The sequence below is a fragment of the Patulibacter sp. genome (assembly GCF_030655195.1).
Taxonomy (GTDB): Bacteria; Actinomycetota; Thermoleophilia; order Solirubrobacterales; family Solirubrobacteraceae; genus Patulibacter.
The window spans coordinates 1-11,652 of sequence record NZ_JAURWA010000143.1 but is presented as its reverse complement, the minus strand read 5'-3'; the positions used below and the strand labels follow the sequence as shown (position 1 = coordinate 11,652).

The 11,652-nt window shown below is 76.5% G+C and carries 4 protein-coding genes and 1 pseudogene; 1 reads left to right on the top strand and 4 read right to left on the bottom strand.

Going from position 1 to position 11,652, the window contains the following annotated elements; all coding sequences use genetic code 11:
* From Q7T67_RS16235 to Q7T67_RS16220, 4 genes are all read right to left on the bottom strand, one after another.
* A partial coding sequence (locus tag Q7T67_RS16235; RefSeq protein WP_304791967.1) for a hypothetical protein occupies nucleotides 1-3,959 on the bottom strand: 3,959 nt, incomplete at its 3' end.
* Nucleotides 3,956-5,758, bottom strand: coding sequence for a hypothetical protein (locus Q7T67_RS16230; protein ID WP_304791961.1), 1,803 nt, complete (start codon nucleotides 5,756-5,758; stop codon nucleotides 3,956-3,958). The genes Q7T67_RS16235 and Q7T67_RS16230, both read right to left, overlap by 4 nt.
* Entirely contained in the window at nucleotides 5,755-7,962 is a 2,208-nt protein-coding gene (locus tag Q7T67_RS16225) for a hypothetical protein (protein ID WP_304791958.1), read from the bottom strand. Before Q7T67_RS16225 ends, Q7T67_RS16230 begins: the two co-directional genes overlap by 4 nt.
* A 277-nt stretch (nucleotides 7,963-8,239) precedes the next feature.
* Entirely contained in the window at nucleotides 8,240-10,204 is a 1,965-nt protein-coding gene (locus tag Q7T67_RS16220; protein WP_304791955.1) for a hypothetical protein, read from the bottom strand.
* Between the two features lie 340 nt (nucleotides 10,205-10,544).
* On the opposite strand from Q7T67_RS16220, the pseudogene Q7T67_RS16215 reads away from it, so the two are divergent.
* Nucleotides 10,545-11,652: pseudogene (locus Q7T67_RS16215) on the top strand (hypothetical protein); the annotation flags it as partial.

The window sequence follows — 11,652 nt, the reverse complement described above, 5'->3', positions numbered from 1 at the left end:
GGCGGCGCCGTCGGGGCGGCGGTCGGGGCGGTCGCGGCCGGGAACCGCGAGGCCGCCAGCGGCACCGTGCCGCACGGCCGCAGCGCGCTGCCCGCCCGGACGGTGACGGTCGTCTGGTACCGCAGGCCGCCGGACTCGATCGAGATCGTCGTCGTCCCCGCGTTGAACGGGCACATCAGGCCGGAGCTGGCGTCGGGGACCGGCTTGTCGGTCGCCGGGTCGACGAACGGCTTGCGCGGGTTGGCCGACGCCGGGTCCAGTCGCACGAAGTCCGCGATGTCCGGGTCGCTGGAGTGGAACGTGACCTCGGGGTCGATCCGGGTGGTCGCGCAGTCCGCGCGCTGGACGCCGACGCAGACGGGGCTGGGGAGCGTCACGTACGGATCCGCGCCGTTGCCCTCGCCGCCGCCGGTGGCGCCGCCCTGCACCCAGTTGCCGCCCGAGCGCGGACGGCGCCCGAGACCCTGGAACAACGCGGGGCGGCTGCGGTCCAGCACGCGGCCGTCGACGGCGTCGATGGCGAGGTCGTCGATCACCGGGATCAGGCGGACGCCGGCGGGCGCGCGGTTGGACGTCGCGTCGCGCTGGGCCAGGTCCAGCTCGAGCAGCAGCAGGCCGGGGACCCCGCGCCCCTCGACGTCGGCCTGGTCGCGGTAGCCGAGCGACCCGCTCGCCCAGCTCGGGATGGTGTCCTGGGACGCGAACGGGATCGTGCCGCGCTTCTGCACGCCGGCGCCGTCGAAGACGTAGGCGGACGCTCCGCCGTCGCGCAGCAGCACCGCCGTGGCGGTGGCGTCGGTCGCCGCGCCGGTGTCCCGGGCGTTCAGGCTGCGGCTGCCGGAGACGACGACGGCGATCCCGCGGGCCTTGGCGTCGGCGAGGACCGCGACGATCCACGAGGCCTGGTCCTCGGCGGGGTTGCCGATCGCGTCCCCCGCGGTCAGGGACCCCGACGCGTTGTCGATGACCATCAGGCGGACGACGCCCTGGGCGGTCGCGACGTCGACGGCGTAGTGGGTGCGGGCGCGGCCCGCGGTCGGCTGGTTGCCGATCGCCACGGGCGTGATGCCCGGCCCCGCGGGCCCGGCGCCCAGGGGCGCAGAGGCGGCGGAGAACGCGGCGCCGAAGGCGCTGGTGTCGCCGCCCTCGGCGTCCGGGCCGGACAGGGCCGGCAGCGTCGGCAGGGCGCCGCCGGCCAGCAGCGTCGCGTAGCGCCCCTCCTCCCCCGCCTGCGCCTGCCGGCCCGTGCGGGCCAGGCGACCGCCGGTGTAGACGAACGCGCGCGGGCCGTTCGCGGCGGCGCCCAGGACGTCGGCGGTCTGCAGCGCGCGCCCCAGGGTCCGGTCGGGCATCGTGTCGATCGGGGCCAGGTCGGCGCACGCGGCGGCGCACTGGGCGTGGCCGCCGACGAGCAGCCGCGCGCGGCCGGCGGCCATCGCGGGGGCCTGGACGGTGACGTTGGTCGACGTCTGGGGACCCGCCGGGTCGTAGCGGCTGACCGAGGCGGTCTCCGCCGGCGTGGCGGGCGGGTCGTCGCCGCGGCCGAGCAGGTCGACCCCGCCGGTCCAGCCGCCGATCGCCCAGCCGCGACCCGCCGCGTCCGTCAGGAGCGCGAGGTTCGGGTCGGACTTGCGGGAGCGCTCCGTCGTCGGCGAGTCGAGCTGGGTGCGCTCCTCGTCGCGCCAGCCCGAGGCGGTCTCGCGGACGAGGTACCCGTCGACGGGCAGCGTGAACGGCACGCGCCGCGGGGCCGGCGACGCCGGGTCGGCGGCCGGGACCTGCAGGTCGTCGACCGTCGGCCAGACCCGGGTGCTGACCGAGACGAGCGCGCGCACGCGACCGTCCTCGCGGAACGCGGACGCGGCGACGGCGGTGCCCGTCAGCGGCTGGTCGCTGAAGCGCCAGGGGCCGCCGGCGGCGTCGCGCTCGAGCACGAGGCCCTTGTTGTCGCCGGTCGTGCCGACGGCCACGGCGCCGCCGTCGGGCAGCCCGGCGACGGCGTAGATCGCGCCGGCGCCCTTCAGCCGGTCGAGCAGCGCGGCCACGCCGGGGTCGGGCGTCCAGCCCGCGCCGTCCTCGGTGAGGACGCCGCCGGGACCGGCGGCGGCGAGCGCCTGCGATCCGGCGAAGCTCACGCCGTAGAGGTCCGCGCGGCCGCCGCCGGGGCCGACGGTCGAGAGCGCGGCGGGCAGGTCCATCGGCTCCCAGCTCTTGCCGTACCGCAGCAGCACGCCGTCGCGACCGACCGCGAACCCGCGCTCGGGGTCGCCGGGCTGGAAGGCGACGCCGGTGAGGTGGCCGGTGAAGTCGTACGGGGTGGCCGGGTCGGTCTCCCAGAGCCCGGTCTGCCGGCGCCAGCGCCACATGGTGCCCTCGTCGCCGACGGCGAACGCCACGTCCGCGGTGGGCCAGGCGACGCCGCGCAGGTCGTTGCGGGCCACGCCGCTGGGGTCGAGCTTGACCTCGCCGTCCCAGCCCTGGCCGGGGGTGTAGCGGAGGATGTTGCCGTCCATGCCGACCGCCAGCGCGGGCGTGCCGAGCTCCCCCGCCGGGCCGCCGGGACCCGACACCACGCCGGTCAGTGGCCGGCGGACGGGGATCGACCAGGCGGCCAGCGGGGAGGGCGGGCGGTCGCGCGTGATGTGCACGTCGCCGAGCCAGCCCTCGGTGAGGCTCGTGAAGGCGATGCCGTCGGTGACGGCGTGGAACGCGGCGGACACCGACCAGGTCGTGCCGTCGAAGGTCGCGTAGCGCGCGGTGTCGGTGCCGACCGGGCCGATGACGCGGGTGCCGTCGCCGCCCCCGGCGTACGCCTGGCTCGTGGCGTCGTCGCGCAGGTCGAAGCCCAGCGGGCCGTCGCAGGCGCCGCCGTCGCAGAACGTCCGGGTGCCCTGGTCGGTGACCTTCATCGTGACGCTGCGCTGCACGCCGGCCTGCCGGAACGTGCCGTCGAGCCAGACGCCGTCGGTCGTCGCGGTGGCCGCGTGCCCGCTCGGCAGGGGCCGCACGGCGGTGATCCCGTCGGCCGGGGTGGCGGCCACGGCGAACCGCGGGGCGCCGAGCGGGCGCAGGCGCCAGCGGGCGTCGGCGCCGTCGCCGTCGCGGCGGAAGAGGACGAGCCCCTGTCCGGCGGCGACGTCGGCGCGGGCCAGGAGCCACGCGCCGCCACCCTCGACGGTGCCGAGCGCCACGGCGGTCAGCGAGTCCTGGGAGCCCTGCAGGGTGTCGGCGTCCGCGCAGCCGTCGGGCGCGGTGGTGCCGTCGGCGGCCACGCAGATCGGCTCCCGGCTCCACGCGGCGCCGTCCCAGCGGGCGACGGCGGTCTGGAGCGGCCGACCCTCGATCGCGGCGAAGCCCTCGGTCCGGCCGTCGTCGCGTGCGCGGGCGGCGATCACGGTGCCCGACAGCGCCTCGGCGGGGTCGGCACCGGCGGCGGGCAGGACGACGGTCGCGCCCGGCGCCGGGGTCACCCGGGTCGGACCGACCGCGTCGCGGGTCAGGACGACGCGCTGCTCGGCGTCGGGTCGTGAGCTGTCGGTGCCGGTGAGCAGGAGCCCGCCGCGGGCGGTGACGCGTCCCTCGGTGAACGTGCCGGCGTACGGGGCGCCCTGCTCGTCCTCGGGCGACTGGACGTGACGCCAGCCCTCGGCGGGGCGGTAGCGGACGATCGAGACCTTCGTCCGCGGCAGCTCGGCGCCGTCGACCGTCGTGGGCTGCGCGTTGGTGCGCTGCTGGTCGGTGAAGCCCCACGCCTCGCCGGCCGTGCCGGTGGCGGTGGCGGGCCCGAGCAGCCGGGCGACGCTCGCCGGGCCTATCTGCGCCTCGATGCCGACGGGTCCCGGCGCGCTCTGGGCCCGCGCGTCGGGACGGCCGAGGACGACGAGGAGCAGACCCAGCGCGGCGACGAGCAGCGCGAAGGCGGCGGCGACGCGGCGGCGCCGGCGCAGGAGAGGGGTCATCGGGTGCTCGCGGGGAGGACCGGGCGCGCGGCGCCGGAGGAGGTCAGGGTCACGGAGGCCTGCGTCGTGCGGCGGACCGCCGAGCGGGTCACCGTCGTGTCGTCGCCACCGATGCCGTCGCCCTCGGGCACGCAGGCGGGCGTCGTGAGCTCCTTCAGCGAGAAGGAGATCTTCTTCGGGAACGTGCGACGCCGGACCGCGACGGTCAGCCGGCGGGTTCCCGGCTTCAGCGTCCGGGCCTTCGCTCGGCCGACGGTCTTCGAGCCCCGCTTGGCGATGACGCCGACGGTGGCCGGGCGGGCGAGGCGGAAGGCGATGACGAGCGTGATCCGCGCGTTCTTCTTCCGCGCCTCCTTCTTCGACAGCGGCTTGCGGCCGGCCTTGACGCGCGAGATCAGCGCGGGCGGGGCGGCGCACGCGGTCGGGACGGCCGCGGCGGCCGGGGGCGGCAGGACGACGGGCGGGGCGAGCAGGCGGGAGTCGTCCGCGGGCGGCTCGTCCGGGATCACCTGGGAGGCGGCCTCGTTGGGGCGGATCGCGATCGTGCCCTGGAACGCCGGGTCGGTGTCGCGCGGATACGTCGCGCCCGACGTGCGGCGGTAGAGGTAGCCGCGCGCCGTGGCGACCCAGCAGTCGTCGGTCGCCGGGCAGGCGATCGCCGTGGCCGCGCCGCGGGCGGCGCCGCCCTCGCGGGCGTCCAGCTGCTCCGGGACGACGGTCCCGTCCGCGGCGATCCGGGCGACGGTCGGCGCCGAGGTCTCACCGGACGGCGTGGGGCCCGCGACCTCGGTGTCGGCGAGCGTGGCCCACGCCTCGCGCGTGCCGGGCACCGCGGCGACGGAGCCGAACCAGCGGGTGCTCGGCAGGTCGTCGCCCCGCAGCGCCAGCTCCTGCCAGGCGCCGTCGCCGTCCTTGCGGGCCGCCACGGGCGGGCGCGGGGTGAACCCCTCGGCGGTTCCGGGACCGGAGTTCGCGGCGCCGCCGACGGCCCAGGCGGTGGTGCCGTCGGTGTCCAGCGAGCGCAGCTCGGCGCCGTCGGCCCGGCCGCCGTCGAAGGGCGCGACGCTGAAGGCGTCGTTGCGGAAGACCCCGGCGTCGATCCGGTGCAGCAGCGCGGGGACCGGCTCCGCCGTGCCCAGGAACGGGCGGGTCCCCTGGGCACCCGGGCCCGTGCCGACGAAGGTGCTCTCGAGGATCGCGCCGCGGTGCGTCACCAGGTCGGAGACCCCGCGGCCCTGGCCGTTGTAGACGGACGCGAGGGTCGAGCCGTCCCAGTGCAGGTGGAACGCGCCGGCGCGGCCGTCGACGCTCGTGGCGCCGACGCCGCCGAACCAGCAGTCGTCCGCCGTGCGGCAGGTCGCCGCGTTCACCGACGGGACGAAGTCCGGCACGTTGTAGAACGAGTACGAGCCGACGACCGCGCCGTCCTTGTACCGGCAGAGGCCCAGGCCGTTGGGTTGGGTCCCGACCGCCGGGGCGGTGATCGTCCAGAACTCACGGGGACCGGCCCAGGCGATCTTCGCGTTGGGGCCGCCGCCGCAGACCGTCGAGAGCTGGTGCCACGACTCGCCGTCCCAGCTGTAGAGCCCGGGCTTGACGCTGTTGTTGCCGCCGACGGTCATCAACCCGCGGTTGGGCGCCCAGAACGAGAGGTCGCCGACGAACCCGGCCGGGACCGAGAACTGGCCGCCGGGTGGGGGCGGCAGCGGGACCGGGGTCCAGCCCGCGGCGCCGGCCGCGCCGGCACCGCAGAGGAGCGCCGCGGTCGTCGCGGCGAGCGTGGCCAGCAGGCGTCTCATCGGGTGCTCCCACCGGTGCTCGACCGGGTCGTGGCCGTGGCCTTCGCGGAGGCCGACGACCGCTTCTTCGCCGACGGCCGCTTCTTCTTCGGCTTCAGGCTCGCCACGTCGGACCGCTTCAGGCGGTAGCTCCGTGTGGCGGTCGTCGCGTCCGCGTCGCGCGGTCGGAAGACGAGGGACAGACGGACGTCGAGGGCGTGGGGCGACCGGCGCAGCGCGACCTTCGCCTTCGCGCCGACCTTGATCGTCAGCCGGACCGTCGTCGCCCGCTTCGGGGTCTGCCGCGCCGACCCGACGGTGACCGTCGAGGTGATGCGGCGCGACCGGCCCTTCGCGCGGACGGTGCGCTGCTGCGTGCCGCGGGCCGAGGCCGACAGCGTGCCCGCCGTGGGCACGGCGACCTGCAGCGTGGCGGTGCCCGTCCGCCGCGACAGCGAGACGCGCCCGATCGTCGCGAAGAACCGGGAGCGCAGCGGGACGGCCGGGGTCTCGTCCGTCGCCGGCGGCGGCGCCTGGACCGGCAGGACCCGGACGCCGCGGTCGACGGTCGTGACCGCGCGGCGGGCGATCAGGACGTCGTCGACCCCGTTGGCGTCGCCCACGAAGAGGTTGCCGTCGGGTGCGGGCAGCGCGATCACGCCCGCGTCGGAGGACGGCACGGCGATGCCCGACGGCGTCGAGGGGCGGGACGCGGTGACGTAGTCGCCCCCGTCCTCGCCGCGGGTCACGAGCTCGACGTTGCGTGCGTCGAGGTCGGCGACGAAGACGTTGAAGGTCACGAGGTCGCCGGTGGGGAAGGCGCCCACGGGCTGCAGGCCGTCGAAGCGGTTGTCGCGGGAGCTGAACGTCGCGTGCCGGCCGTCCGGGGCCAGGCGGCCGCCGAGCATCGGGAAGCGGCCCGCGACGTTCGGGTAGGACCAGGCCACGGTCACGCCGCTCTTGCGGGAGACGCCGGGCCGGATGTCGGCGAGGTAGCTCGTCGACGCCCGGTAGGCGAGCGGGTCGAACGGGCGGCGCCGCGCGGAGGAGGCCAGCAGCACCCGTGCGCCGTCGTGGCTCAGGCCCTCGAACACGAGCGAGCTGGTGTCGCCGCTGAAGTCGACGCCCTCGGAGGTCTGGAACGGCCCGGCGCACGGGCCGCCGTCGGAGGGCCCGGGAGCGGCGCTGCCCGGCGCGCACGCCGGGTCGTCCAGGTCGACGGCGCCGGCGACCCGCCGTGCAGGCGCGGTGATCGACGAGAGCCGCCGGGTGAGCAGCGACGGCTGCGGGCCGAACGGTGCCTCGCCGGCGAGCGTCGGCGTCTGCAGCTGCCCGTCGCCGGCGGTCCAGACCACGGTGCTGCCGTCGCCGCTGATGGCGGCGGTCGGGACCGCGGACCCGACGCCGGTGGGCGCCGGGGCCGGCGTGCCCTCGGTCGACGGGTCGTCGACGCGGCGGCTGACCAGGCGCGTCGTCCGTGCGTCGAGGTCGCGGACCCAGACCTGGCGAGCGGGGGCCGTCGGGGCCACGAGGGCCGGCAGGTCGGAGCGGCCGGTCGTCACGAAGACCGCGCGGCGGCCGTCGGCGCTGAGGGCGTAGCCGGGGGCGCCGGCGATGCGGCCCAGGGCGTCGTCCGTGGTGTCCGCGCCCGCGTCGGAGCCGTCGCGGGCGGAGGCGAGCTCGTAGGCCGCGGTGTCCGTCACCGGCCGGCCCATGTCGCGGACGTAGACGTCGGTCGCGGCACCGGTGCGGTCGCCCGGCGTCAGCCGCGCGGCCGTGGTGAAGAGGACGTACCGGCCGTCGGCGCTGATGCCGGCCACGCCGGAGGACGTGCCCTCGCGGGCGAGCGAGCCGTCCGCGGTCCGGACCTCGCGGGGCGGTGCGACGGACGCGACCGCACCCGTCACGAGGTCCTTGCGGACGAGCCCGGCGGCCGGCCGGACGTCGTCCGTGGATCCCGGTCCGAGGAGGACGGACGCGGTGGTCTGGAAGACGGCGTAGCGCCCGTCGGCGGAGAGGAGCGGCGCGGCGCTGGCGTCGTCCGCCAGGAGCGCGCCGAGCGCGGAGGCCGGGCTCGCGCCGGGAGCGTAGGCCGCCGAGGCCGGGGCGGCCGACGCGGCGCCGAGCGCGACACCCGCGAGGGCGACCGCCGACCCGGTGGCGGCGCGGGCGCGTCGGTGCGCGCCTGGCCGTGATGACGACCCGGATGAACGTTGACGCAGCACCGGCCGGGGACTGTAGGTCTCGGACCCCCCGCGCTCGTGAACTTCATGGGAACCGGACGAAAACATCACACGCCAAGACGTCAACGCCTGTTGACGCGCCATCTCGGGTCCCGGGCGTCGGCGACGACCGGGATCGTGGCGTTCGAGGCAGGGACGGGCGGGGTCCGGGGGCCTCCGGGAACGGGCTCGGGCCGGCCTGTGTGGGCCGGCCCGAGGAGAACCCCGTCCCGATGTGTCGCACGTCCGGGCCGCGGGCGGCCCGGACGGTCCCGATCGCTCAGCGCTTGATCTTGACCTTGAGCGTCTTCGTCGACGTGGTCTTCGACCCGTCGGCGTTCGTGAAGGTCACCTTGAAGGAGATCTTCACGGAGCGGCCGGCCTTGAGCGCCTTGCGGCCCTTGGAGGTCGGCTTCAGCGTCACCTTGAGCACGCCGGACTTCTTGGCGGTCGCGGAGCCCGTGGCCACCGTCACCTTCTTCTTGCCCGTGCCCGTGGTGGCGGAGACGGAGACCCGGCCCGCGCCCGAGGGCGAGACCGACAGGGTGACCTTGCGGCCCTTGAGCGCCGCGGCCTTGGAGACCTTGACCGTGGCCTTCGCCGGGGCCGGCGTCGTGGGCGTCGCCGGCTTCGGCGTCGTCGGGACGACGGCCGGGACGGTCGGGACCGTCGGCGTCGGCGTGGTGGGGGTCGGGGTCGTCGTCACCGGGGTGGGGGTCGTGCCGCCGCCACCCGTGCCGCCGCCACCGGTGCCGCCGCCCGTGCCCGGGTCGACGACCGTGGACTTGTTCCAGGTCAGCTCCTTCTGGGCCGCCTGGGCGATCGCCAGGACGCTGCCGGCCGTGGCCGTCGTGCCGCCGGTGACGGCGGGCAGCGCCTGGTAGCCGGCGGGTGCCAGCTCCTTCTGGCCGCCGCCGATGTTCAGGACGTAGCCGAGGAAGTCCTTGACGCCACGCGCCTGGCTCTGCGTGTAGTCGGGCAGGCTCGCGGCGTGCCCGACGCTCGCCTTGGCCATGTCCTCCCAGACGAGCGCGTAGGTCAGCGCGCACAGCGGGTAGTCCGCCGCGGACGCGCTGGACGTGACGTCGAGCCAGCTCTGCTTGACCGTCGGCAGGCCGCCGGTGCTGACGTCGGAGTACGTGACGTTCTTGCAGTTGGCGCCGGTGTCCGTCGCGCTCTTCTTGTCGTCCAGGGCGGGGCTCTGGTACGTCTGGTCCTTGCGCTGGACGCGGACCCAGAAGGTGCTGTCCGTGTCGCTCGGCGTCGTGCCCGTGACGTCGGTGTCGAAGCCGCGGGAGCGGGCCGCGCCGAGGTCGGCGTAGCCGATCCCGCCGTCGGTCGACTGCGTGCTCAGGAGGTCGAGCAGCGGGCCGGCGCCGTTGCTCGTCGGGCGGACGACCGCCGTCGCGCCGCTGTTGTTCGGCCAGGTCGTGTTGCCGTCGGCGACCTTGAAGTCCGTGGGGCTGATGTCGCGCAGGTAGTTCTTGAACGCGAACGTCGTGCCCGACGAGTCGAGACGGACGATGCGCTTGAAGGACTTGGCCTTGCACGCGGCGGTCGCGTTCGCGTCGGCGCCCTGGATCGCCGGGAGGATCTCGCCCCAGGTGCGGAAGCCCGCGTTGCCGGCGAACGCACCTTCGAGGTTCGCCCGCGACAGCTGGTGCGAGGCGTACGGGACGGTGCAGGTGTCGGGCAGCTTGACGAGGACGCCGACGGAGGACTGGGCGACCGGGACCGTGTAGAGGACGGCGTCGTCGGCGGTGCCGGCGGCACCGTCCGGGCCGTTGTTGGCGGCCGTCAGCTGCGCGACGCTCGGCGGCTCGTCGGCGGCGCCGTAGTGGACCGACGTGTCGCGCACGCCGGCGAGTCCGGTCCCGGTGTTGGCGCCGACGGCGTTGCGGCCGTCGCCGGAGCCGCGGGGCTCGAACGTGACCTTCTTGCTGCCACCGGCTGCGGGCAGCTTGAAGTCGCCGCAGCCGCCGTTGGCGGCCGTCGCGTAGCCGAAGCCGACGCCCCCGGCGGGGGCGGCGTCCGGGGCGAGCGCCTCGACGCCCCAGGCGAGCTGGGCCGTGCGCTGGAACGACGCGCCGCGGCCGGCGATGCTGCTCGCGCCTTGGCACTGCGTCGAGAACGACGGATCGAAGGCGGCGCCCGCTGACGCCGGGATGACGGCCAGCGCGCAGATCGCGCCGGTCGCGGCGGTGGCCGCGGCCGCGCTGATGCGCAGGCCCTTGGAGGTCCTCATCGTGTGCTGTGCTCCTGAGTGGGGTGGGACCCGGGCGACGTCGCCGCCAGGACACGGGCACTCTCGTGCTCGGCCGACAACACCGCGTGAACATTGCGTGGCCGACTGGGGCACAACTCGTAACGGCGTTCACGGCTTCAGGTGGGACGGCGTGCGGGATCCCCAGTTCCCTGCTGCTCGTGCGGGCTGTCGGCGGCCCGCACCCGGCCCACGCCTCCGCCCCACAGTGTTGACGTAGCGCGTCAACAGATGTCCGCTTCGCCTCCACCCCTGTGAACAGTGGGTGAATCCCGCGCCGGACCGCCGACGTGGGCCCCGGCCTCGGCTACGGTGCCCGGCGATGTTCACGCCGTCCGGCCCCGCGTCGCTCGTGGCCCTGGCCACGGCCGCCGCCCTCGCCCTCCCCGCCGTCGCCGTCGCCCGCATCGGCCCGGCGGAGACGATCGCCGGTCCGGACCCGGCGATCATCGACGTCGGCGGGGTGGCGATGGCGCCCGACGGGACGGGCGGCGTGGTCTTCCGCCGCACGGACGCCGGGGCGCCGCACGTCTACGCCGCGCGGTACGACGGCGAGCGCTGGTCCGCAGCCCAGCGGGTCGACGCCGGTCAGCGATTCACCTCCTCCTGGCCGCGGATCGGGGCGGCGGACGGCGGACGGCTCGTCGTCACCTGGGTCCAGCAGGGACCGCCGAACCAGGACTCGATGTACTCCGCGGCCCTCCCCCGCGGCGGCAGTCGGTTCCAGGCCCCGACCCTCGTGGACTTCACGATCGGCGACTCGCGCGCGGCGTTCCCGTCGCTGGCGATGGCCCCGAACGGCGACGCGCTGCTCGTCTACCAGCGCGTCACCTCGTTCTCCGACGCGCTGCTCGGCAACGCCTACGTCAACAGCCAGGTCCGGCTGTCGCGCTTCGACGGCAGCCGCTGGAGCGGCCTCGGGGTCCCGGTCAACCGGATCCCGTCCGCTCCGCTGCGCCGCCCGGACGCCCTGAACGCCCCGCGCGTGGCGATCGGCGCCGACGGCTCGGCCGTCGTCGCGTGGCAGGAGCCCGACGAGTCGCTGCAGGACCGCGTCTGGGCCCGGAGGATCTTCGGCCGCCGGCTCGGCGTCGTGCTCCCCGTCAGCCCGACGACGATCGCCGGCGCCCCGGCCCGCGGCGCCGCGGACGCCCTCGACGTCGCGATCTCCTCGAACGGGCGCGCGGTCGTCGCCCTGCGCCAGCAGCCCGACCCCGCCGCGCGCGGCGAGCGACCGCGGGTCCTCGTCAACCAGCTCGACGAGCCCGAGAGCGGCAACGGCCGGGCCTTCGGCGGGGCGCAGGTCGTCCCGGAGCCCCCGGGCGCCCCGGTCCCCGGTGGTCCCCGGGCGGCCATCGGCGGCCGCTTCGGCCTCCTGACCGGCTGGGCGGGCGGCGGCGCGGGCGCCCTGGCCGTCGGCACGGGCGCGG